Below are 21,051 nucleotides of genomic sequence, written 5' to 3' on the forward strand. Positions count from 1 at the left end.
ACCCCATGAAAACTCTCACGAAACTCGGCCTGGCCGCCGCGCTGATCGCGACGCCCAGCCTTGGCCTGGCGCAGGACGGCCCGACCCCGGGCGTAAACGCGTCCACGGACAGCGTGTTCATCTTCAACTCCCTGCTGTTCCTCATCGGCGGCTTCCTGGTCTTCTGGATGGCCGCGGGCTTTGCGATGCTCGAAGCAGGCCTGGTGCGGTCCAAGAACGTGGCCATGCAGCTGACGAAGAACATCGCGCTCTTCTCGCTGGCGGCGATCTTCTACTACCTGATCGGCTACAACCTGATGTACCCGCTCGGCACCTGGTCGATCGAAGGCGTTCTGTCGGGCGTCTGGGGCCCCGGCGCGCTTGAAGCCGTTGGCGTGACCGCCGACGCGGCCGACGACTACGGCTATGCCTCTACCGGTTCGGACTTCTTCTTCCAGCTGATGTTCTGCGCGACCACCGCTTCGATCGTGTCCGGCACCCTGGCCGAGCGCATCAAGCTGTGGCCCTTCCTGATCTTCACGATCGTTCTGACCGCCGTGATCTACCCGCTGCAGGCGTCGTGGAAATGGGGCGGTGGCTTCCTGGACGAAGCCGGCTTCCTGGACTTCGCAGGTTCGACCGTCGTGCACTCTGTCGGTGGCTGGGCAGCCCTGACCGGCGCGATCATCCTCGGCCCGCGGATTGGCAAGTTCAACAAGGACGGCAAGGTCGTTCCGATCCCCGGTTCCAACCTGACGCTCGCCACCCTGGGTACGTTCATCCTGTGGCTGGGTTGGTTCGGCTTCAACGGCGGTTCGCAGCTGGCCATGGGCACCGTGGGTGACGTTGCCGACGTGTCCCGCATCTTCGCCAACACCAACACGGCAGCTGCCGGTGGTGCGATCGCGGCCCTGCTTCTGACGCAGATCCTGTACAAGAAGGTCGACCTGACCATGGTGCTGAACGGTGCTCTGGCTGGCCTGGTGTCCATCACCGCAGAACCGCTGACCCCGACCCTGGGTGCAGCCACCCTGATCGGTGCCGTGGGCGGTATCATCGTGGTCTTCGCTGTCCCGATGCTGGACAAGATGAAGATCGACGACGTTGTCGGCGCGATCCCGGTTCACCTGCTCGCCGGTATCTGGGGCACCATCGCGGTTGTCCTGACCAACTCCGACGCCTCGCTGGGCACGCAGCTCTACTCCATCGTCGTGGTCGGTATCTTCACCGTCGTGACCTCGGGTGTGGTCTGGTTCATCCTGAAGGCCACCATGGGCATCCGTGTCGGCGAAGAAGAAGAGATCACGGGTCTCGACATGGCCGAGCTGGGCATGGAAGCCTACCCGGAATTCTCCAAGGGCTGATCTGTCCTTCGGAGGGAATGAAAAGGACCCGGGCGGTTTTGCCCGGGTCTTCTTTTATGTGCAGCTGTTCGTGACGGGCGAGGCCGGCATGTCAGGGCCGGACGAGCAGCGGGTCAGCCCTTGTCGCCGACGTTCTCGGCAAAGGATTTGTCAAAGGCGGCCTTCTGGTCATCGCTGGCTTCGGTCTGATGCTGCGCCTTCCAGTCGTCATAGGGCATGCCATAGAAGATCTCGCGCGCCTGCTCCTTGGTCATCTCGAAGCCGCGTTCATTGGCGGCCTCCTGCATCCAGCGCGACAGGCAGTTCCGGCAAAAGCCCGCAAGGTTCATCATGTCGATGTTCTGCACGTCCTTGCGATCTTCCATCAGGTGATTGCGCAGGGTACGAAAGGCAGCAGCTTCGATTTCGATTTGGGTCTGTCGGTCCATGTGTCACCTTATGTTTACCGATTTCGGGGCAGGCTGACAGGCAGGCGGGGTGGCGTCAATCACCCGCCTCCGCCCCGCAAGGACCGGTATTGGATAGGGATCGGACACGGGGCAAGCTACGGGATCGGGTGGCCAATTCCGGCGGTGCCTGATAGCGTAAACATCACTTAGGTTCTGCGATGCAGAAAGGACTAGCATGAAGCGCCAGCGCAATACCAAGATCGTCGCAACCCTGGGCCCGGCCTCCTCGGATCATCAGATGATCCGCAAGTTGCACGAAAGCGGCGCGGATGTGTTCCGCCTGAACATGAGCCATGGCAGCCACGAGGAAATCCGCGAACGTCACCGGATCATCCGCGAGGTCGAGAAAGAGCTGGACAGCACCATTGGCATCCTCGCCGACCTTCAGGGACCCAAGCTGCGTGTCGGTGTCTTTGCCAACGACTCCGAGGAACTGGCCGAGGGCGCGCGCTTCCGTCTGGACCTGTCGGATGAACCCGGCACGCAGGACCGCGTGACCCTGCCGCACCCCGAAATCTTCGCGGTGCTCGAGGCGGGCGCGAACCTGCTGGTCAACGACGGCAAGATCCGGCTGAAGGTGCTCGACTGTGGCGCTGACTTCGCCGAATGCGAGGTGATCGCGGGCGGCACGATTTCCAACCGCAAAGGCGTGAACGTGCCCGACGTGGTGCTGCCGCTGGCGGCACTGTCGGAAAAGGACCGCAAGGATCTGGAATTCGTCTGCCAGCTGGGCATCGACTGGCTGGCGCTGTCCTTCGTGCAGCGACCCGAGGATGTCGCTGAGGCGCGCGACCTGGCCCAGGGCCGCGCCGCGATCCTGTCCAAGATTGAAAAGCCCGCCGCCGTGAAGGCCTTCGACGAGATCCTCGAGGTGTCGGACGGGATCATGGTCGCGCGCGGCGATCTGGGGGTCGAACTGCCCGTGCAGGCCGTGCCGCCGATCCAGAAGCGCCTGATCCGCAAATGCCGCGCCGCCGCCAAGCCGGTGATCGTGGCGACCCAGATGCTGGAATCGATGATCGAAAGCCCGATGCCGACCCGGGCCGAGGTCTCGGACGTGGCCGCCGCCATCTATGAAGGCACCGATGCCGTCATGCTGTCCGCCGAATCCGCCGCCGGCCAGTATCCGGTCGAGGCCGTGACCACCATGGACAAGGTCGCGCAAGAGGTCGAAAGCGATCCCACCTACCGCGAGGTGATCGAGGCTTCGCGCAACAACGTCAAGGGATCGGTCGCCGACGGCATCGTTGCCGCGGCCCGGGAAATTGCGGAAACCACCGACATCAAGGCGATCTGCTGTTTCACCCAAAGCGGCACCACCGCGCTGATCACTGCCCGGGAACGCCCCCGCGTGCCGATTATCGCGCTGACCCCGCTGCGCGGCACCGCCCGCAAGCTGGCGCTGAGCTGGGGGGTGAACTGCTACATGACGGCCGAGCTTGAGCGGTTCAAGCAGGCCGTGGTCAATGCCGCCCGCACCGCCCGCAGCAAGGGTTTCGCGACCGAGGCCGACCAGATCGTCGTGGCCGCCGGCGTGCCCTTCAATCAGCCGGGCACCACGAACATCCTGCGTGTCGCCCCTTGTGAGGAACGTTTGATTTACGCCTCTGACCCAGAATAGGATCATGCCATCGGGGGACTGATGGATACGGACCTTATTCTTGTGGCCGGGCTTGCGGTGCTGATGCTTTCGGTGCCCTCTGCCGTGTCGGCCTTTGCGAAACGGCGGGCCGGCTGGACCGCGCTGGTCGTCACGGTGATCGGCGCGGGCATCTTCGGCTATGGCTGGGTCAACGCCCCGCCGCCCATGACGCTGGCCGAGGTGCCGCATGCCATCATCCGCGTGCTGGCGCGGGTGATCCCCTGAGGGCCCGCCAGTATGGGTTCACCAGGTCCTGCACCTGGAAAGGCCCCGGCGCGCTAACCCTGCAAGGCGGGCGGGGGCGTTTTTCCCCTTGCCATAGAGGCGATGGCGGCCTATACGGCCCGCTCATCCGCGCGGCCGGTTCAAGTGGCATACCGAGTCGCGTTTCGACCCCTTCAAATTCAAGGAGACGGAAATGCCCAAGATGAAGACGAAATCGAGCTGCAAAAAGCGGTTCAAGATTTCGGCCAAAGGCAAGGTCATTGCCGGTCAGGCCGGCAAGCGCCACGGCATGATCAAACGTTCCACCAAGTTCATTCGCGACGCACGCGGCACCACCGCGCTGTCCGAGCCCGATGCACGCATCATCAAATCGATGATGCCCTACAACCGCTGATAGGGAAGGATAGAACATGTCTCGCGTTAAAGGCGGTACGGTAACCCACGCACGTCACAAGAAAGTCCTGAAGGCAGCAAAAGGCTACTACGGCCGTCGCTCCACCACCTTCAAGGTCGCTTCTCAGGCCGTCGACAAGGCCAACCAGTATGCAACCCGCGACCGGAAAGCGCGCAAGCGCAGCTTCCGCGCGCTGTGGATCCAGCGGATCAACGCAGCGGTTCGCGCCCACGATGAAGCGCTGACCTATTCGCGTTTCATCAACGGTCTCGGCAAAGCCGGTATCGAGGTGGACCGTAAGGTTCTGGCCGATCTGGCCGTGCACGAACCCGATGCGTTCAACGCAATCGTGGACAAGGCAAAGGCCGCTCTGGTCTGATCCTGATCCAACCGGATTGAACGAAAGGCCGTCCCTTGGGGCGGCCTTTTGCTTTGTGTCGGTGGCGTTTGGTGTGCAGGGCAGGGTGGCGTAGATCGAACCTAAGCCTGATCGCGGACCCCCGGGGGCCGGATCAGTCCGAGATCTGCGCGCCTTCCAGCCCGATGGCGATATGCCGTCCGGCGGCGATTTCCCTGGCAAAGGCCTCGGCCACGGCGTGCAGGATCTTGGCTTCGGTCCAGCGGCCGCCCCAGACGTCGGGCATCACGGGGCCAAGCGCAACCCGGGTCAGATCGCAGAACAGCGCGCGCAGGTGCTGGCGCAGCTCTCGCAGGGCGCGGGTTTCGCGGCTGGCCTCGATATAATCGTCTGAACTGGCTTCCCAGAGCACGCGCAGGATGGCGTTGCAGGTCAGATCGGGATCGTCGCTGCACTGCATCATGTCGATCAGCCCGGTACGGAAGGTGGCCCGATCCATCTGCAGCCCGGCCTCCAGGTCGTTTTCCAGCGCCGAAAGGTAGGCGGCAGCATAGGGGGCCGCGCCAAGTGTCTGGCTCATCCGCATCCACGAGGCCGATGCGTAATCCTCCAGCGATGTCTCCCTTCCGTACCAGCGCGGCAGCAGGTGCAGCCCGTGGGTGGCGAAGGGCACCAGCGATCCGGCGTCGCAGATCGACCAGCGGAAGGCGGCCCGGGTCAGGTTTTCCTCGGTCGTGCCGGCGGCGGCGCGAATCCGGTATTCGATTTCGCTGAAGTACCCGGAATGCGGGGCCTGTGGGGCGATGCGATCCAGGATGGCCCCGGCGGCGCGGAATCGCGCCTCGGCCGAGTTCAGGGATTCGTCCAGCGCATAGTCGGCATAATCGTCGCCGTGCCGGGCCCAGCCCATTTCCAGGTGGAACTGCGCGGCCAGGAAATGCAGCGTCGGGTCGATCTGCATCTGCGGCAGGATCCGCAGCAGGGGCGAAAACAGGTCATCGGGCAGGTCCGAAATGCCCAGGCTTTGGCCTCGGTCCATCGCGGCACAGGCGGCGGGTCCGGCCAGGTGCCGGAACAGCGCGCGGCCCAAGGCCGGGGCGATCCGTTCCCCCGAGGGCAGCGCCTTGTGCGCCCGGTCAAAGCTGAACAGATGCATGCCCAGGCGTCGCCAGTCATGGTTGCGCCAGTCCTCGACCGCCTGTTGCAGGTGCGGTTGCAGGGCTTTCTGATCCGGGTGGCCGGTCAGCACCGTCAGGCTTAGCTGGTTCGACAGTTTCTCGGTGGACAGCCGTCCGCTGCGACGGTGCAGGGGCGCGGGATCCTGGGGTGGTGGCGATTTGCGGAACAGGGCACTGGCGGTCCGGGCCAGCGGGCGCAGCGCCCGTGGCAGAAAGGGAATCGCGATTTTGTCTGGTGCTACCTGATGGCTCATCGGCCTGGTCCCGAAAATTGTGGCCCCTGTTGTGCCAGCGGAGTCGGGCCAAATTAGGGCAGGTTCAGGGGCAGCCTGTGGCGTGCTGCTGTGCAATGCAGCGCTAGCCGTGGACCGAATAGCGCAGAACGGCCCCGCATCCGCGAGGCCGTGTCTGTCTGGCAAAAGGTGTCGTCCCGGCCCTTAGCCCCCCAGCATCGGCGGGCATTTCGCATGGGCGTTCGGCTTGCCGATGTGGTGCGGGTTCAGGATCAGCACCCATTGCACCGGATAGCCGGGGGCCTGTGTGCGGGAATAGGAACAGCCGTCGGCGGTGGTGATCCACTGGCTGCCGTGCTGCTGGACCGATGCGGGGACCTGCGGGGCCTTGTAGGTCCCGGCGGCCTGGGCTTCGGGCGCGGCCAGTCCGAGGGCCGAGGCGATCAGGGCGATTTTCAGAAGCGTCATGGCTTTGTCCTTTGCTTGCGGGTTTGGGGTCAAGGTGCCGCCTGACTGCGGCGTTTGACCCGTTGTGACCTGTGGCCCGGGTCGACGCGGGGCGGGAATGTGGCACCGCATGGCCGCTTTGATCGGATTTTCGGTGGTTTCTAAGGGCTGTCGCATGGGGCAGAGCGCGTGCAGCGGCTTGCCCTTTGGCTCAGGTCTGGGTAGCAGGTTGCTGACGGGGTGGGCCCCGGTGCCGGCCCCCAGGAAAGAAGCCCGAGATGGAAGGACGCGTCGCATGGACGATCTGAAAGCCAAGTATCTGGACGCCATCGGCCAGGCCGCGGATGAAACCGCGCTGGAAGAGCTGCGGGTGCAGGCCGTCGGCAAGAAGGGCGAAATCAGCCTGAAGATGCGCGAGCTTGGCAAGATGACCCCCGAGGAACGCCAGGTCGCAGGCCCCGCGCTGAACGCGCTGAAGGACGAAATCAACTCGGCCCTGGCGGCGAAGAAGGTGGCACTGGCCGATGCCGCGCTGGACGAACGTCTGCGCACCGAATGGCTGGACGTGACCCTGCCTGCGCGCGACCGCCGCGTCGGCACGGTGCATCCGATCAGCCAGGTCTGGGAAGAATGTACGGCGATCTTCGCCGACATGGGGTTCTCGGTCGCGGAAGGTCCGCAGATCGAAGAAGACTGGTACAACTTTGATGCGCTGAACATCCCGTCGCACCATCCCGCGCGCGCCGAGATGGACACCTTCTATATGCACCGCGCCGAGGGCGATGATCGCCCGCCGCACGTATTGCGCACCCATACGTCGCCGGTGCAGATCCGGTCGATGCAGGCGCAGGGCGCGCCGATCCGCACGATTTCCCCCGGCCGCGTCTACCGGGCGGACTATGACCAGACCCATACGCCGATGTTCCACCAGGTCGAAGGCCTGGCGATCGACCGCGATATCTCGATGGCGAACCTGAAATGGGTGCTCGAGGAGTTCTTCTCGGCCTATTTCGGGCGCAGCGTGAAGACCCGGTTCCGCGCCTCGCACTTCCCCTTCACCGAACCCTCGGCCGAGGTCGACATCCAGTGTTCCTGGGAAGGTGGCACCGTGAAGGTGGGCGAGGGCGACGACTGGCTCGAGGTGCTGGGGTCCGGCATGGTCCATCCCAAGGTGCTGGCGGCCGCCGGTGTCGACCCCGAGCAATGGCAGGGCTTTGCCTTTGGCATGGGGATCGACCGGATCGCGATGCTGAAATACGGCATCCCCGATCTGCGCGCCTTCTTCGACAGCGATCTGCGCTGGCTGCGCCACTATGGCTTCAGCGCGCTGCAGGTGCCGACGATCCGCGGCGGCATCTGATCCCAGACCTGATGTCTTGTCTTACGGCCCGGCCACGCATCTGTGTGGCTGGGCTTTTCCTTTTGCGGGCCTAGCTGTGGGGTGTCCGCCCCCGGACCCCAGATCGCGAAAGGAGCCCCCGATGAAATTGTTTCAACACGCGCAACGGCAAAGGTCCAAGGCCAGCCGGGATCTCTATGCAAGGTTCGAGCTGCTGTACACCTTCGTGGATTTTAGCGCGGCTCTGTGTTTCCTAGTCGGGTCGACCCTGTTCTTCCGTGAAAGCCTGATGACCCCGGCGACCTGGCTGTTCGTCGTGGGGTCGGTGCTGTTCGCAGCCAAGCCAACCCTGCGGCTGCTGCGCGAGGTGCGGCTGTATCGGATGGGGGATTACGCGGATCTGGCCGAGCGTCTGGAGGACTAACATCGGCATCGGACATGAAGCATGTCCGGGCATGAAAAAAGGCCCTTGCGGGCCTTTTAACGATACTGTGGGGAATTCAAGAAATCCGATCAGGATTTCTTGCGGCGGCGAGCCACCAGTGCGCCCAGACCGGACAGCAGCATGACGCCAGCGGGGGCGACGGGAACTGCGGAGACGGTCAGGTCGATGTCGACGGTGCCGCCACCTTTACCGGAAACGCCGTTGATGTAGAACGTCAGCACGCCGGGGGTGAAGACTTCGTTGCCGAAAGCAAAGGCCAGAACCGGGTTGTTCGCGGGTGCGCCGGTCAGGTCGATGTTCATCAGCGGACCACCTTCGAAGCTGTATTCGATGGTGACGTAGTCAGGCGACTGCGGGTTCATGTTGTAGGGGTTCACGGTGAAGGAACCGAAAACGCGGGACTCCTGCATCACGTTGAACGAAACAGCAGTGTTGCCGAAGGATTCGTAGCCGACGGTTTCAACGCCAACCGAAACTTCATCGCCGATGTAGAGGTCAGCGTCGTAGCTGGACACGGAGACGGCCGAAGCGGTCGTCGCAGCGAACGCCAGACCGGCACCCAGTGCCATAGTCTTGAGGAAATTGGTCATGTTTAAATACTCCCAGTATCAGACCGTTGGTCCTAAAGAAATTGCAGCAAAATTGGGGCAAAGCAAGGGCAACCGTGTGTTGAGGCCCTGTTAACACCTAATTAACCTTTGTTTGCGGGCACTGTTTTCGGTCTGCGAACAATCGGGCGGAATCATCCACAGATTTCCAGACAGGATGACGCGGAACAGCCCCGGAGAAACATGATGTCTGCATGTAATCTCAACATGATTCGCATGCGCAACACCAGCTTTGCCGCATTGCGGCGCGGGTCTGGGCGGGATTGCGCCGCCCTTGCGCTTTACGCGCTTTTTTGACACTCCGGGGCTGATCATCCGGGCGACCGGCCCCTGACGATATCCTGACGACAAACCCGACAACAAACTGGCGGATGCGATGAAATTCACCCTGTCCTGGCTCAAAGACCACCTGGAGACCACCGCGTCCCTGGAGGAAATCCTGGAAACACTGACCGACATCGGTCTGGAAGTGGAAGGTGTCGAAGACCCCGCCGCCAAGCTGAAGGGCTTTACCATCGCCAAGGTCACCTCGGCCCAGCAGCACCCGGATGCGGACAAGCTGCGGGTCTGCATGGTGCAGACCGACGAGGGCGAAAAGCAGATCGTCTGCGGTGCGCCGAACGCGCGCGAAGGCATCACCGTCGTGCTGGCCAAGCCGGGCATGTATATTCCGGGGCTGGATATCACCATTTCCGTCGGCAAGATCCGCGGCGTGGAAAGCCACGGCATGATGGCGTCGGAGCGCGAGCTGGAGCTGTCGGACGAACATGACGGTATTATCGAGCTGCCTTCGGGCGAGATCGGTGAGGAATTCGCCCATTGGCTGGCGCAGAACCGGCCTCAGGCCGTGGACCCGGTGATCGAGATCGCCATCACCCCGAACCGGCCCGACGCGCTTGGGGTGCGGGGCGTGGCGCGGGATCTGGCGGCGCGGGGCCTTGGCACGCTGAAGCCCATGCCCGACTACACCCTGAGCGCCGGCGGCGACTGCCCGGTCAAGGTGACGATTGCCGAGAGCGCCAAGGACGGGTGTCACGTCTTTGCCGGCCGGCTGATCCGTGGCGTGAAGAACGCGCCCTCGCCCGAGTGGCTGCAGACCAAGCTGAACGCCATCGGACTGCGTCCGATCTCGGCCTTGGTGGATGTCACGAACCTGTTCACCCATGACCTGAACCGCCCGCTGCACGTTTTCGATGCGAACCGGGTGTCGGGCGACCTGGTGGTGCAGCGCGCCGCCGGGGGCGAGGCCTTCAAGGGTCTGGACGAAAAGGATTATATCGTCCCCGAAGGCACGCTGGTGATTTCCGACGACAAAGGTGTCGAAAGCATCGGCGGCATCATGGGCGGGTTGGAAACCGGCTGTCAGATGGACACCACGGATGTCTTCGTCGAGGCCGCTTTCTGGGATTTCGTGTCGATCGCCCATGGCGGGCGCGGGCTGAAGATCAATTCCGACGCGCGCTATCGCAACGAACGCGGCATCGACCCGGGCTTCAACATGGAAGGACTGGACCGGGCCTGTGCCCTGATCGTCGAGCTGTGCGGCGGCGAGGTGTCGGACGTGGTGATCGCGGGCGAGGTGCCGGACGTGTCGCGCGCCTATCGCCTTGATACGGCACGCTGTTCTTCGCTGGTCGGGATGGATATTCCGGCGGATGAGCAGCGCGCCACGCTGGAGCGTCTGGGGTTTGTCATGGAAGGCGACATGGCGCATGTGCCGTCCTGGCGCCCCGATGTTCTGGGCGAGGCCGATCTGGTCGAGGAAGTGGCGCGCATGGCGTCGTTGACCAAGCTGGAAGCCAAGCCGCTGGCGCGGCCGTCGACCGGCGTTCCCGCCCCGGTTCTGACCGTGCAGCAGAAGCGCGAACAGGTGCTGCGGCGCACGGCGGCGGCCCTGGGTTACAATGAATGCGTGACCTATTCCTTCATCGACCAGGCCTCGGCCACGTTGTTTGGCGGCGGGTCTGATGCCTCGATGGTGGCGAACCCGATCAGCCAGGAGATGAGCCACATGCGCCCCTCGCTGCTGCCGGGCCTTCTGCAGGCGGCGGCACGCAACCAGGCGCGCGGGATGAGCGACATGGCGCTGTTCGAAGTCGGCGCCACCTGGAGCGGCGGTGAACCGACGGATCAATCCGAGGCCGTGGCCGGGATCCTTGTGGGCCGCACCGGGCCCAAGGACGTGCATGGCGCGTCGCGCGGTGTGGATCTGTATGATGCGAAGGCGGATATCGAGGCGCTTCTGGCGTCGATCGGGGCCCCGGCGAAAGTGCAGATCATGCGCAGCGGCGACACCTGGTGGCATCCGGGCCGTCACGGCGTGATCTGCCTTGGTCCCAAGAAGGTGCTGGGCGTCTTTGGCGAACTGCACCCCAAGGTGCTGCGCGACATGGATGTGAAGGGCCCGGTCGTGGGCTTCACGATCTTCCCGGGTGAAGTGCCGCAGCCGCGCAATGCGAGCGGGTCGCGCGGCGCGGTCGAGATCCTGGATCTTCAGCCGGTCGAGCGTGATTTCGCCTTTGTCGTCGATGCGCAGGTCGAGGCGCTGACGCTGGTCAATGCCGCCGCCGGTGCCGACAAGGCGATGATCGCGGATGTGCGCGTCTTTGACGAATTCATCGGCGGCTCGCTTGGCGAGGGCAAGAAATCCATTGCCGTCACGGTGACGATCCAGCCCAAGGACAAGACCCTGAAGGAAGCCGAGATCGAAGGCATCGCCGGCAAGGTGGTCGAGAAGGTTTCCAAGGCCACAGGCGGCGTGCTGCGCGGCTGATCCGGCGGAGCGCGCGCCGCGGCGCGCGCAAGGTATCTATTTGCCCTCCCCCATGGGGGAGGGCGGTGCCTCCGGCGGGGATATTTGGGAAAACCAAAGAGGGGGAGAGGTGCGCGCGTTTCTGGCGCTGCGTGTCGGCCGTGTGTTTCTGGGGCTTGAAATCCGGACTTGCGGGGATTAGGTAGCCCGGTGAGAGGTTGGCGCGGGCGAGCGCCTCGCCAACCCGGTCAGATCCGGAAGGAAGCAGCCGTAACGAGCCCCGCTTGGGTCGTTGTCCAGCCTCTCACCCCATCCCCTTACTGTGTCGTATGCCTGAAAGGTCAGGCAGGCCTGTTCAGGTCAGCATGGCAAAGGCGATCACGCCGGCGAGGCCCAGCACCAGGGCCCCGCACAGGGCCACCGGCAAGAGCGAGAGCCCCGAGAGCGGGCCGCGCCGGGGACGCACCAGCAGGATCAGGAAGGCCATCAGGCTGGCCGCGAATTGCAGCGACAGGAAAGTCAGCACGCGATCCGCGCCGCGGGTGAAGCCGTCGCCCGTGGGGGCCATGTTCATCGGGACAACGACGGACAGTGCGTAGAGCAGGATCCAGAGACCGAGGAAAAGCCAGAGCGTGGTCTTGCGGGTCATCATCACGGTCAGAGCCGATCGGTCGAGAAGGTGTCGCAGGCGGCGATCCGGCCGGAGTTGTAGCCGGTGGCGAACCAGCGCGCCCGCTGTTCCGAGGTGCCATGGGTGAAGGTATGGGGTTGCGGCACGCGGCCGGCCTGGCGTTGCAGGTGGTCGTCGCCGATCATGCGGGCGGCGTTCAGGGCTTCTTCGATATCGCCGGGATCCAGCAGACCGTCGACCTGGGAGGCCCAGACACCCGAGAGGCAGTCGGCCTGGAGTTCCAGCCGCACGGTCAGGGCATTTGCCCGGGCCTGGCTGGAGGATTGCCGCGCCTGGTGCACCTGGCCCAGGATGCCGAGTTCGTTCTGCACGTGGTGCGCGACCTCATGGGCGACCACATAGGCGGCGGCGAAATCGCCCCGCGCACCCAGGCGCTGTTCCAGGGTCGCGAAGAATTCCGTGTCGAGATAGGCCTTGCGGTCCGCAGGGCAGTAGAAGGGCCCCGTCGCGCCGGAGGCTCCGCCGCAGGGGCTGGCCGTCTGGCTGGAGAAGAGCACGAGAACCGGGGGGCGGTAGTCACGGCCGACCTGGGCGGGGAAGATGTCGGCCCAGACGTCTTCGGTCGTGGCGAGGACCGAGGCGGTGAAGGCCCCGGCCTGCTGTTCCTGCGCGCTAAGCTCGCGCGGGGTGGAGGAGGAGGACGTGGGCGCGCCGTTCAGAAGCGGCGTGACGTCGATGCCGGTGAAATAGCCGATGGCCAGGACCAGCAGAACGCCGCCGATGCCAAGCCCGCCCACGGCACCGCCCCGGCCGGAGGTGCGGCGGCGGTCTTCGATATTGCTGCTTCGCCGGATGCCGCGCAGACGCATGGGAACCCTCTTACCTAGGTGACCGTCTCATCGGGCGCGCGTTCTGCAGACCCGAGAGCTACCCGAAAGACTATAGCGCAGGCGCAGCATCGGGCAAATGCGATGTGTTCCGAGGGCGGTGCGGGGCGGTTTCATGCGGGTCTGTCGCCTGCGGTGCGGGCGGTGCCCCCGGCCGGGGTTCGGATCCGGGGGGGCGGATCGACCGGGGCGGAAGGGCGCAGGCCGGGGCAATTGTCCTGCCGTGGGCGCTGGACCTCGGGCCGTGGCATGCCTAGATTGGGGCGAAGGAAAAGAGGCCCCATGAGCGACGCAAAACCCGCCTATCAAGTGCTGGCCCGGAAGTACCGGCCCGAAACCTTTGCCGACCTGGTCGGGCAGGAGGCCATGGTGCGCACCCTGCGCAACGCCTTTGCCGCGGACCGGATCGCCCAGGCCTTCGTGATGACCGGCATCCGGGGCACCGGCAAGACCACCACGGCGCGGATCATCGCCAAGGGGATGAACTGCATCGGGCCGGACGGCAACGGCGGGCCGACCACCGATCCCTGCGGGCAATGCGAACATTGCGTGGCGATCATGGAAGGCCGCCATGTCGACGTGATGGAGATGGACGCGGCATCCAACACATCCGTCAACGATATCCGCGAGATCATCGATTCGGTGCATTACCGGGCGGCCTCGGCCCGGTATAAGATCTACATCATCGATGAGGTCCACATGCTGTCGACCAGCGCCTTTAACGCGCTGCTGAAGACGCTTGAGGAACCGCCCGCGCATGTGAAGTTCATCTTTGCTACGACCGAGATCCGCAAGGTCCCGGTGACGGTGCTGTCGCGTTGTCAGCGCTTCGACCTGCGCCGGATCGAGCCCGAGGTGATGATCAAGCTGCTGCGCAAGATCGCCGATGCCGAAGGGGCCGAGATCGCCGAGGATGCGCTGTTCCTGATCACGCGGGCGGCGGAGGGTTCGGCCCGGGATGCGACGTCCCTGCTGGACCAGGCGATTTCGCACGGAGCCGGGGAAACCACGGCCGAACAGGTGCGCGCCATGCTGGGGCTGGCGGATCGCGGCCGGGTGATGGACCTGTTCGAGATGGTGATGCGCGGCGATGCCGCCGGGGCCATCGGAGAGCTGGGGGCGCAATATGCCGACGGGGCCGACCCGATGGCGGTGCTGCGCGATCTGGCCGAGATCACCCATTGGATTTCCGTGGTGAAGATCACGCCCGTCGCGGCCGAGGATCCCACGATCGCTCCGGACGAACGCGCCCGGGGCATGACGCTGGCGGAAACCCTGCCGATGCGGGCGCTGACGCGGATGTGGCAGATGCTGCTGAAGGCGCTGGAAGAGGTCGCCGCCGCACCAAACGCCATGATGGCCGCCGAGATGGCGGTGATCCGTCTGACCCATGTGGCCGAGCTTCCCTCGCCCGAGGAACTGGTGCGCAAGCTGAAGGATCAGAGCCCGCCGCCGTTGCCCTCGGGGCCGTCGGGCGGAGGTGTGCCCGTGGGCCAAGGCGGCGGGCATGGTCCCGCCGGGGGGGCGACATCTGCCATTGGCGGGCCCGCGCCCGGTGGTGGCGGGCGGGTGCATGGCACCGTGGCCCAGCTGGCCGAGGATGTGGATCAGGCGCTGGCGCGCTATCCCACCTTCGAACATGTGGTCGAGCTGATCCGCACCAAGCGCGACGGGGTCCTGCTGGTCGAGGTCGAGAACAACCTGCGGCTGGTCAGCTATCGCCCCGGCCGGATCGAGTTCGTGCCGACCGAGACCGCGCCGCGCGATCTGGCGCAGAAGCTGGGGCAGCAGTTGCAGGCCTGGACCGGCAACCGCTGGGCCGTGATCGTCGCCAATGACGGCGGGGCGGAAACCATTGCGGAAAAGCGCGACGCGAAAGAGCTGGCGCTGAAGGCCGAGGCCGCGGCGCATCCGCTGGTGCAGGCGGTCGTGGCGGCCTTTCCAAAAGCGAAGATCAAGACCATCCGCACGGCCGAGGACGTGGCCGCCGCCGCCGCAACCGACGCGCTGGCCGAGGTCGAGGACGAATGGGATCCCTTCGAGGAAGACTGACCGGATCCCGCGATCAATCCCCGGGTGCCATGAGGCAACCGACAGAGTTTCACGAACGACAGGAGTAGAAGATGTTCAAGGGCTTGGGCCAGATGGGCGACATGGCGAAGATGCTGAAATCCGCACAGGAGCTTCAGACCAAGGTCGTCGCGCTGCAGGAAGAAATGGATCGTATGACGGTTGAAGGCCAGTCCGGTGCCGGGCTGGTCAAGGCGACCGCCACCTACAAGGGCGAGCTGAAGGGCCTGGACATCGATCCGTCGATCTTCAACCCCGACGAAAAGGAAGTGGTCGAGGATCTGATCCTGGCCGCGATCAAGGATGCGCAGCAGAAGGCGCAGGCCGCCAATCAGGCCGAGATGGCCAAGCTGACCGAGGGCCTAGGCCTTCCGGCCGACTTCAAGATGCCCTTCTGAGGCTATCCCGGCGGTGAGCAGCAGCGGCGATATCGAGGCGCTGATCGAGATGATGGCGCGTCTGCCGGGGCTTGGCCCCCGGTCGGCGCGGCGCGCCGTACTGCAGATGATCCGCAAGAAGGAATTGATGCTGATCCCGCTGGCGGACCTGATGCACCACGTCGGGGCCAGCGTGCGGGACTGCGTGGAATGCGGCAATATCGGATCCTCGACGATCTGCGACATCTGTGCCAATGAAAAGCGCGCCACCGGCGAGATCTGCGTGGTCGAGGATGTGGCGGATCTTTGGGCGCTGGAACGTTCCGGCGTGTTCCGTGGCCGCTATCACGTGCTGGGTGGGACGCTTTCGGCGCTGGATGCGGTCGGGCCGGATGAGCTGCGGATCCCGAAGCTGATCCAAAGGGTTCAGGACGAGGCGGTGTCGGAGGTGATCCTGGCGCTGAATGCCACGGTGGATGGCCAGACGACCGCGCATTACATTGCCGACCAGCTGGAGGGGCGGGTGCGCCTGACCTCGCTTGCGCAGGGGGTGCCGATCGGCGGAGAGCTGGATTACCTGGACGACGGCACGATCACGGCAGCGCTGCGGGCGCGCAAGGATCTGTGATTGGGCTGTGGTCGGGCAGTGGCGGAGAGCCAGTGTCGCCGGCGGGATCCAGACGAGCGCGCGGGGCGCGCGCACACGATTTTATTTTGCATTTTAATATGAACTGGGCCGCAACGGCCCTTTTTTGTTTTCGGGCCAGAGGCCCGAGTGAGGGCGCTGCCCTCTGCGACATTCGGGGAATGTCGCATTCACCCGGGATATTTTTGAAAACCAAAGAGGGGCGGGGTCAGTCCGGGGTGGTGGCCCAGTCCGGCAGGCGCGCGCCGGTGGCGAGCAGGGCGCCGAGGCGGCCCAATTCGTCCGAGTTCTTGGCACCGCGACCACAGCCGCCGATGGCGGTGAAGACACGCGGAGAGAGAGTGGTGAGCGCGGGGCGTTCGTCGGGTGTATAGGTGGTGACGCAGGGCAGGGTGGAGGTTGAGAGGATCTGCAGGTCGGGCATGCGGGCGCGCAGCATCGCCTCGATCCGGGTGCCGGCGGCGGCATCGCCGGAAGAGCGGAACCAGTCGGTGATCTGGGCCTCGGTCTCCAGCACGGGGTCGTCACTCGGGCCGCCCATCTTGAGGTAATATTTCCCGTCGGGATAGCGGATCGCGGGCAGCAGGTAAGGGTGGTTTTCGGGCGGGTCGAGGTAGATCAAAGCGGGCATGCCGGTGAGGCGCGCGGCCTCGGCTTCTGAGACCTCGAAGAGGGTGACGGTGCGGCCATAGACGGTGAGCGGCAGGGCGTTGCCTGTGAGATCGCGGGAGAAGCCGCCGGTGGCCAGGAGCACGCGGTCGAAGTCGAGCTTGCCGGCGGTGGTGGTCAGCGTGACGCCCGAGGCATGGTCCTTCAGGTCGGTGACCTGGACGGGCAGGTGGCGCGCGCCCAGGGCCAGGGCATAGGCGATCTGGGCGCGGGTCAGGGCGCGCGGTGAGATATGGCCGGCATCGGTATCCTCGTAGAGGCCGAGCATGTCATCGGGGAAGGCGAAATAGGGGAACCTGTTGTGCAGGGCGTCGCCCGTCAGGGCCTGGCAGGGGATGCCGTCGCGGGCGGCGATCGCCTGCATTTCGGCGGCCTGGGCGCTGTCCGATGGCCCGGCCATCATGCAGCCGACAGGGCTGTAGAAGCGGATGCCGGTGGCGTCCTCGATCCCGCGGTAGCGTGCGATCGAGGCGCGGGAGGCGCGCGACCAGAAGGGCGAGGGATCGAGGCCTCGGGTGATGCGGCCTTCGTCGTAGTGCGAGGCAAAGGGGCCGTCATGGGTGGCGCGGTCGACGGGTTCGCCGGGGCCGATCAGCGTGGTGTCATGGCCCATCAGGGCCAGGTGGCGGGCGGCGGCCGAGCCGATGAGACCGGCGCCGATCACGGCGTATTTCATGGTTAGGCTCCGTTGCGCTGGCTGGCTGGCGTTGGTCAGGTGGCTGTCTGGTTGTCGGGGCAAGATGCCGGGCGGCGGGGCAAAAGAAAAGGCGCGGGAGGATGTCCCGCGCCTTTGCGATTTTCCCGGGGGGTGCGATCCTTGGGCCGGGCGCGCGGTGCGTGCCGACAGGGGCCGGGATCGCGCCCGATCAGGGCTGTTCGTCTTCGTCGTCGCTGTCGCCGGGCAGGTTGAAGAAGCTGTCGGCATCGACCAGCGTGTCGGTCTTGTCGTCATCGCTGTCGTCGTCATCCGAGAGCGAGAAGGTCTCCAGACCCTCGATGGCGGTCGGGATGCGCGGCTCGGTCTCCATTTCCAGCGACTGCTCGGTCGAGAGCAGCTTGCGGCGGTCGTCGTCCGACATCGCCTCGCCCTCGGCGGCCTTCTTGGCGGCGGCCTTCTGCACGGCGGCGTCCAGTTCGGACTGTTTGCACAGGCCCAGGGCGACCGGGTCGATCGGCTGCATGTTGGCGATGTTCCAGTGGGTCCGTTCGCGGATCGACTGAATCGTCGGCTTGGTGGTGCCGACCAGTTTCGAGATCTGGCCGTCCGACAGTTCGGGGTGGAATTTCACCAGCCAGAGGATCGAGTTCGGGCGGTCCTGACGCTTGGACAGCGGGGTGTAGCGCGGGCCACGGCGCTTTTCCTCGCCGACGGCGGCGGGGTTGAATTTCAGCTTCAGCTTGCGCAGGGGATCGGCCTCGGCCTTGTCGATCTCGTCCTGGGTCAACTGGTTGTTGGCGACGGGGTCGAAGCCCTTCACGCCGGCGGCGACATCGCCATCGGCAATGCCCTGGACTTCCAGTTCATGCATCTCGGTGAAATCGGCGATCTGCTTGAAGGTCAGGGTCGTGTTGTCCACCAGCCAGACGGCGGTGGCCTTGGCCATGATCGGTTTGCCCATCTTGAAACTCCTTACTTCGTGTCGGGCCCGGATACAGAAAGTCCGTCGCCTGCCGGGACAGGCGGCACCTTGCGGTGCGGGTTTCCGTTGTAGGGGAACTTGGGGGCGATATAGTCGATGCGGGACCGTTTTGAAAGAGAGAATGATGCGACGCCTTTTGGGGATGCTTTTTGCCGCCTGTTTCGCCTGCGCCCTGGGGGTGGCTCCGGTGGCCGCGGATGGAGAGCGGCCGGGGGATTTTGATTATTTCGTGATGTCGCTGAGCTGGTCGCCCAGCTGGTGCGCGCTGGAAGGCGATGCGCGGAAGTCGCCTCAATGCGATGCGGGCACCGGGTTCGGCTGGGTGATGCACGGGCTTTGGCCGCAGTATGAACGCGGCTGGCCGGCTTATTGTCCGACGGCGGTGCGCGCGCCGAGCCGGGGCATGACCGCAGAGATGGCGGATATCATGGGCACGCCGGGCGCGGCCTGGCATCAGTGGAAGAAACACGGCACCTGCGTGGGCGTCGAGGCGGCGCAATACTACGGTCTGATGCGGCTGGCCTATGAGCGGATCGAAAGGCCAGAGGTGCTGCGCGGGCTGGGGCGGGACGTGACGTTGCCGGCCAGGGTTGTGGAGCAGGCCTTCCTGGAGGTCAACCCGGGGCTGGAGGCGGATCAGATCACCATCACCTGCCGCGATGGCCGCATCCAGGAGGCACGGATCTGCCTTGATATGCAGCTGAAGCCACGCCGCTGCGGCGCGGATGTGATCCGCGACTGCCGGGCGCAGGATGCGCTGTTGGAAAAGCTGCGCTGAGGGTTTGGTGAGGGGGCTGTGGCGGGCGCTGCGGCTCGGGCCCTGAAGGGCCCGAGTGAGGGCGCTGCCCTCTGCGGCATTCGGGGAATGCCGCATTCACCCGGGATATTTGGGAAAACCAAAGAGGGGGGCGGTTTTCCCGGGGGATGAGGGTCAGGAGACCTTGAGGACGATCTTGCCGATATGTTCGGAGGTTTCCATCCGGGCGTGGGCCTTGCTGGCCTGATCCAGGGGGAATTCGCTGTCCATCACCGGGGCGATGCGGCCGGCGTCGAGCAGGGGCCAGACGTGGTCGCGCAACTGGGCTGCGATCTCGGCCTTGGCGGCATCGGACTGCGGGCGCAGGGTCGATCCGGTGATCGTCAGACGGCGCACCATGACCTGGGCGAAGTTCAGCTCCGCCTTGGGGCCGCCAAGGAAGGCGATGAAGACCAGCCGTCCGTCATCGGCCAGGGCCGAGACGTCGCGCGGGATATAGCTGCCGCCCACCATGTCGAGGATCAGGTCCGCGCCGCCTTCGGCTTTCAGCACCTCGACGAAATCCTCTTCGCGGTAGTTGATGGCGCGTTCGGCCCCGAGTTCGAGGCAGGTGGCGCATTTCGCGTCATTGCCGGCGGTGGCGAAGACGCGGGCCCCCATGGCGCGGGCCAGCTGAATCGCCGTCGTGCCGATGCCCGAGGATCCGCCGTGCACGAGGAACTTCTCTCCGGCCTTGAGGCCGCCGCGCATGAAGACGTTGGTCCAGACGGTGTAATAGGTTTCCGGCAGGCAGGCGGCCTGTTTCAGCGACAGGCCCGCGGGGACGGGCAGGCAATGCGCGGCCGGGGTCGCGACGTATTCCGCATAGCCGCCGCCGGGCAGCAGGGCGCAGACCTGGTCGCCCACCCTGGGCCAGGCGACGCCTTCGCCCACGGCCACGACCTCGCCCGAGGCTTCGAGGCCGGGCAGATCCGAGGCATCCTTTGGCGGGTTGTAGTTGCCCGCACGCTGCAGCGCATCGGGGCGGTTCACGCCGGCATAGGCGACCTTCAGCACCACCTGTCCGGCGCGCGGCTCGGGCCGGGGGCGAGTGGTCGGCTGCAGGACGTCGGGCCCGCCGGGTTGGGTGATTTCAATGGCGCGCATGTCGGGCATGATGTCTCCTCCGGTTCTTTGGGGCGACTATTTCTGGCACGGCAGGGAATGTCCATCCGGCGGCAGGGCGCCGGAGGGCAAAGGCGGGTTCGTGTGGGTGGCCCGAAGGCGCGCACGATCAGTGCGACCGGCCCGGCAGGTCGTCGCGGGGGCGGGGCGGGCGGATCATCGACAGAAGCGAGCCGGGGGCGTTCAGGGCCCGGCCGAGCGGGCCGGTGGTGACGCGGGATTTCAGTTTCTCGAACTGCATCACGTTCTCGATTCGCCGGTCCAGGAAATCGCGCGTCGCGCTGGCGTCCGGCGTGTCATCGCCCAGCCAGAACAGCAGGGTGGATCCGATCACGCCCGACAGGGTCATGCGCTTGGTGTACCAGTTGTAATCGTCCGAGCTGTCGCCGAGCAGGGTCCAGATCCGGTCGGCCGTCTGCCACAACATCCGGGCCCCGTCGGGCGCGTTCAGCGGCAGCACGTTCTGCACCATGGCGCGGCGCAGCGCCTCTTTGTCGTCGATGGCTTCGATCCGCAGCCAGACCGCCTGCGCGACCTTCTCGCTATAGCGCAGATCGCTCAGGTCGGCGGCCTCCATCGCCGCCACCATGCGGTCATCGCCCCGGTCGTGCCAGGCGCGGGCCAGGTCGCGTGCGCCGCGGGGAAACAGCCCCCGGGCCACCACCGGATCGACGCCGGTCTCTGCCACGGCCGCGTCAAAAGAGGTGTCGGACCAGCCGTCAAAGACGACGTGGCCCAGGATGGCGTCGATCAGTCTGTCTTCGGTTTCGGTCATCATGGCCTCGCTTGCGGTTGCA

General features: G+C 65.3%; 22 protein-coding genes and 1 other RNA gene. 13 read left to right on the top strand and 10 right to left on the bottom strand.

Going from position 1 to position 21,051, the window contains the following annotated elements; translation table 11 throughout:
- Positions 1-5 precede the first annotated feature (5 nt).
- On the top strand, positions 6-1,343 hold the full coding sequence (locus tag BMX99_RS08400; protein ID WP_093450017.1) for an ammonium transporter: 1,338 nt from the start codon (positions 6-8) through the stop codon (positions 1,341-1,343).
- A 113-nt stretch (positions 1,344-1,456) separates the two neighbouring features.
- Here BMX99_RS08400 and BMX99_RS08405 read toward each other — a convergent pair whose 3' ends face one another.
- On the bottom strand, positions 1,457-1,771 hold the full coding sequence (locus tag BMX99_RS08405; RefSeq protein WP_093450024.1) for a DUF1244 domain-containing protein: 315 nt from the start codon (positions 1,769-1,771) through the stop codon (positions 1,457-1,459).
- 196 nt (positions 1,772-1,967) lie between these two features.
- Here BMX99_RS08405 and pyk point away from each other — a divergent pair, with 196 nt between their 5' ends.
- The 4 genes from pyk (at position 1,968) to rplT (ending at position 4,432) form a co-directional block, all read left to right on the top strand.
- Positions 1,968-3,413: a pyruvate kinase gene (pyk, locus tag BMX99_RS08410; RefSeq protein ID WP_093450027.1), complete on the top strand. Its 1,446-nt coding sequence runs from the start codon at positions 1,968-1,970 to the stop codon at positions 3,411-3,413.
- 21 nt (positions 3,414-3,434) lie between these two features.
- Entirely contained in the window at positions 3,435-3,659 is a 225-nt protein-coding gene (locus BMX99_RS08415; protein ID WP_093450030.1) for a hypothetical protein, read from the top strand.
- A 193-nt stretch (positions 3,660-3,852) separates the two neighbouring features.
- On the top strand, positions 3,853-4,053 hold the full coding sequence (gene rpmI / locus BMX99_RS08420; RefSeq protein WP_093450032.1) for a 50S ribosomal protein L35: 201 nt from the start codon (positions 3,853-3,855) through the stop codon (positions 4,051-4,053).
- Positions 4,054-4,069: 16 nt separating this feature from the next.
- Positions 4,070-4,432 carry a 50S ribosomal protein L20 gene (gene rplT, locus BMX99_RS08425; protein ID WP_093450034.1) on the top strand — a complete coding sequence of 121 codons (363 nt, stop codon included), beginning with the start codon at positions 4,070-4,072 and terminating at the stop codon, positions 4,430-4,432.
- Between the two features lie 133 nt (positions 4,433-4,565).
- Here the strand turns inward: rplT and BMX99_RS08430 are convergent, their stop codons facing one another.
- Positions 4,566-5,843: a hypothetical protein gene (locus BMX99_RS08430; RefSeq protein ID WP_093450036.1), complete on the bottom strand. Its 1,278-nt coding sequence runs from the start codon at positions 5,841-5,843 to the stop codon at positions 4,566-4,568.
- Positions 5,844-6,026: 183 nt separating this feature from the next.
- Positions 6,027-6,290: a hypothetical protein gene (locus BMX99_RS08435; protein WP_093450038.1), complete on the bottom strand. Its 264-nt coding sequence runs from the start codon at positions 6,288-6,290 to the stop codon at positions 6,027-6,029.
- Between the two features lie 274 nt (positions 6,291-6,564).
- On the opposite strand from BMX99_RS08435, the gene pheS reads away from it, so the two are divergent.
- The gene (gene pheS, locus BMX99_RS08440) at positions 6,565-7,629 is read left to right on the top strand and encodes a phenylalanine--tRNA ligase subunit alpha (RefSeq protein ID WP_093450041.1); all 1,065 of its coding nucleotides are present in this window, start codon (positions 6,565-6,567) and stop codon (positions 7,627-7,629) included.
- Between the two features lie 121 nt (positions 7,630-7,750).
- Complete coding sequence (locus BMX99_RS08445; protein ID WP_093450043.1) at positions 7,751-8,032, top strand: YrhK family protein; 282 nt, start codon at positions 7,751-7,753, stop codon at positions 8,030-8,032.
- 89 nt (positions 8,033-8,121) lie between these two features.
- Here BMX99_RS08445 and BMX99_RS08450 read toward each other — a convergent pair whose 3' ends face one another.
- Positions 8,122-8,643 carry a VPLPA-CTERM sorting domain-containing protein gene (locus BMX99_RS08450; protein WP_139199466.1) on the bottom strand — a complete coding sequence of 174 codons (522 nt, stop codon included), beginning with the start codon at positions 8,641-8,643 and terminating at the stop codon, positions 8,122-8,124.
- Positions 8,644-9,037: 394 nt separating this feature from the next.
- Here BMX99_RS08450 and pheT point away from each other — a divergent pair, with 394 nt between their 5' ends.
- Together pheT and ffs are read left to right on the top strand one after the other, a co-directional pair.
- Entirely contained in the window at positions 9,038-11,434 is a 2,397-nt protein-coding gene (pheT, locus tag BMX99_RS08455; RefSeq protein ID WP_093450048.1) for a phenylalanine--tRNA ligase subunit beta, read from the top strand.
- Between the two features lie 191 nt (positions 11,435-11,625).
- Positions 11,626-11,722: signal recognition particle sRNA small type (ffs, locus tag BMX99_RS08460), an RNA gene on the top strand.
- Between the two features lie 46 nt (positions 11,723-11,768).
- Here the strand turns inward: ffs and BMX99_RS08465 are convergent.
- The gene (locus BMX99_RS08465) at positions 11,769-12,062 is read right to left on the bottom strand and encodes a hypothetical protein (protein ID WP_139199468.1); all 294 of its coding nucleotides are present in this window, start codon (positions 12,060-12,062) and stop codon (positions 11,769-11,771) included.
- 8 nt (positions 12,063-12,070) lie between these two features.
- The gene (ypfJ, locus tag BMX99_RS08470; protein WP_093450055.1) at positions 12,071-12,913 is read right to left on the bottom strand and encodes a KPN_02809 family neutral zinc metallopeptidase; all 843 of its coding nucleotides are present in this window, start codon (positions 12,911-12,913) and stop codon (positions 12,071-12,073) included.
- A 300-nt stretch (positions 12,914-13,213) separates the two neighbouring features.
- Here ypfJ and BMX99_RS08475 point away from each other — a divergent pair, with 300 nt between their 5' ends.
- The 3 genes from BMX99_RS08475 to recR all read left to right on the top strand — a co-directional run bounded on the left by BMX99_RS08475 (position 13,214) and on the right by recR (position 16,006).
- Entirely contained in the window at positions 13,214-14,983 is a 1,770-nt protein-coding gene (locus BMX99_RS08475) for a DNA polymerase III subunit gamma/tau (RefSeq protein ID WP_093450058.1), read from the top strand.
- Between the two features lie 71 nt (positions 14,984-15,054).
- The gene (locus tag BMX99_RS08480) at positions 15,055-15,399 is read left to right on the top strand and encodes a YbaB/EbfC family nucleoid-associated protein (RefSeq protein ID WP_093450061.1); all 345 of its coding nucleotides are present in this window, start codon (positions 15,055-15,057) and stop codon (positions 15,397-15,399) included.
- A gap of 13 nt (positions 15,400-15,412) precedes the next feature.
- Positions 15,413-16,006: a recombination mediator RecR gene (recR, locus tag BMX99_RS08485; protein ID WP_093450064.1), complete on the top strand. Its 594-nt coding sequence runs from the start codon at positions 15,413-15,415 to the stop codon at positions 16,004-16,006.
- A 226-nt stretch (positions 16,007-16,232) separates the two neighbouring features.
- Here the strand turns inward: recR and BMX99_RS08490 are convergent, their stop codons facing one another.
- Both BMX99_RS08490 and BMX99_RS08495 read right to left on the bottom strand, forming a co-directional pair.
- On the bottom strand, positions 16,233-17,369 hold the full coding sequence (locus BMX99_RS08490) for an NAD(P)/FAD-dependent oxidoreductase (RefSeq protein WP_093450067.1): 1,137 nt from the start codon (positions 17,367-17,369) through the stop codon (positions 16,233-16,235).
- A 190-nt stretch (positions 17,370-17,559) separates the two neighbouring features.
- Entirely contained in the window at positions 17,560-18,312 is a 753-nt protein-coding gene (locus BMX99_RS08495; protein ID WP_093450070.1) for a DUF1013 domain-containing protein, read from the bottom strand.
- A 145-nt stretch (positions 18,313-18,457) separates the two neighbouring features.
- Here BMX99_RS08495 and BMX99_RS08500 point away from each other — a divergent pair, with 145 nt between their 5' ends.
- The gene (locus BMX99_RS08500) at positions 18,458-19,111 is read left to right on the top strand and encodes a ribonuclease T2 family protein (RefSeq protein WP_093450073.1); all 654 of its coding nucleotides are present in this window, start codon (positions 18,458-18,460) and stop codon (positions 19,109-19,111) included.
- Between the two features lie 153 nt (positions 19,112-19,264).
- Here BMX99_RS08500 and BMX99_RS08505 read toward each other — a convergent pair whose 3' ends face one another.
- Together BMX99_RS08505 and BMX99_RS08510 are read right to left on the bottom strand one after the other, a co-directional pair.
- Positions 19,265-20,245 (bottom strand): NAD(P)H-quinone oxidoreductase, encoded by a 981-nt coding sequence (locus BMX99_RS08505; RefSeq protein ID WP_170848684.1) that lies wholly within the window; start codon positions 20,243-20,245, stop codon positions 19,265-19,267.
- A 118-nt stretch (positions 20,246-20,363) separates the two neighbouring features.
- Positions 20,364-21,032: a COQ9 family protein gene (locus BMX99_RS08510; protein WP_315855952.1), complete on the bottom strand. Its 669-nt coding sequence runs from the start codon at positions 21,030-21,032 to the stop codon at positions 20,364-20,366.
- Positions 21,033-21,051 lie beyond the last annotated feature (19 nt).

The sequence above is a fragment of the Pseudooceanicola nitratireducens genome, assembly GCF_900109195.1.
GTDB lineage: Bacteria > Pseudomonadota > Alphaproteobacteria > Rhodobacterales > Rhodobacteraceae > Pseudooceanicola > Pseudooceanicola nitratireducens.

What these genes read in the sequence shown, in the direction of transcription:
- BMX99_RS08490 (WP_093450067.1), bottom strand. Translation starts at nt 17,369, where the DNA reads ATGAAATACGCCGTGATCGGCGCCGGTCTCATCGGCTCGGCCGCCGCC.
- BMX99_RS08445 (WP_093450043.1), top strand. Translation starts at nt 7,751, where the DNA reads ATGAAATTGTTTCAACACGCGCAACGGCAAAGGTCCAAGGCCAGCCGG.
- rpmI (WP_093450032.1), top strand. Translation starts at nt 3,853, where the DNA reads ATGCCCAAGATGAAGACGAAATCGAGCTGCAAAAAGCGGTTCAAGATT.
- pyk (WP_093450027.1), top strand. Translation starts at nt 1,968, where the DNA reads ATGAAGCGCCAGCGCAATACCAAGATCGTCGCAACCCTGGGCCCGGCC.
- BMX99_RS08465 (WP_139199468.1), bottom strand. Translation starts at nt 12,062, where the DNA reads ATGACCCGCAAGACCACGCTCTGGCTTTTCCTCGGTCTCTGGATCCTG.
- BMX99_RS08450 (WP_139199466.1), bottom strand. Translation starts at nt 8,643, where the DNA reads ATGACCAATTTCCTCAAGACTATGGCACTGGGTGCCGGTCTGGCGTTC.
- pheT (WP_093450048.1), top strand. Translation starts at nt 9,038, where the DNA reads ATGAAATTCACCCTGTCCTGGCTCAAAGACCACCTGGAGACCACCGCG.
- BMX99_RS08405 (WP_093450024.1), bottom strand. Translation starts at nt 1,771, where the DNA reads ATGGACCGACAGACCCAAATCGAAATCGAAGCTGCTGCCTTTCGTACC.
- BMX99_RS08435 (WP_093450038.1), bottom strand. Translation starts at nt 6,290, where the DNA reads ATGACGCTTCTGAAAATCGCCCTGATCGCCTCGGCCCTCGGACTGGCC.
- BMX99_RS08495 (WP_093450070.1), bottom strand. Translation starts at nt 18,312, where the DNA reads ATGGGCAAACCGATCATGGCCAAGGCCACCGCCGTCTGGCTGGTGGAC.
- BMX99_RS08500 (WP_093450073.1), top strand. Translation starts at nt 18,458, where the DNA reads ATGCGACGCCTTTTGGGGATGCTTTTTGCCGCCTGTTTCGCCTGCGCC.
- pheS (WP_093450041.1), top strand. Translation starts at nt 6,565, where the DNA reads ATGGACGATCTGAAAGCCAAGTATCTGGACGCCATCGGCCAGGCCGCG.
- BMX99_RS08480 (WP_093450061.1), top strand. Translation starts at nt 15,055, where the DNA reads ATGTTCAAGGGCTTGGGCCAGATGGGCGACATGGCGAAGATGCTGAAA.
- rplT (WP_093450034.1), top strand. Translation starts at nt 4,070, where the DNA reads ATGTCTCGCGTTAAAGGCGGTACGGTAACCCACGCACGTCACAAGAAA.
- BMX99_RS08400 (WP_093450017.1), top strand. Translation starts at nt 6, where the DNA reads ATGAAAACTCTCACGAAACTCGGCCTGGCCGCCGCGCTGATCGCGACG.
- BMX99_RS08430 (WP_093450036.1), bottom strand. Translation starts at nt 5,843, where the DNA reads ATGAGCCATCAGGTAGCACCAGACAAAATCGCGATTCCCTTTCTGCCA.
- ypfJ (WP_093450055.1), bottom strand. Translation starts at nt 12,913, where the DNA reads ATGCGTCTGCGCGGCATCCGGCGAAGCAGCAATATCGAAGACCGCCGC.
- BMX99_RS08510 (WP_315855952.1), bottom strand. Translation starts at nt 21,032, where the DNA reads ATGATGACCGAAACCGAAGACAGACTGATCGACGCCATCCTGGGCCAC.
- BMX99_RS08475 (WP_093450058.1), top strand. Translation starts at nt 13,214, where the DNA reads ATGAGCGACGCAAAACCCGCCTATCAAGTGCTGGCCCGGAAGTACCGG.
- BMX99_RS08505 (WP_170848684.1), bottom strand. Translation starts at nt 20,245, where the DNA reads ATGCCCGACATGCGCGCCATTGAAATCACCCAACCCGGCGGGCCCGAC.
- BMX99_RS08415 (WP_093450030.1), top strand. Translation starts at nt 3,435, where the DNA reads ATGGATACGGACCTTATTCTTGTGGCCGGGCTTGCGGTGCTGATGCTT.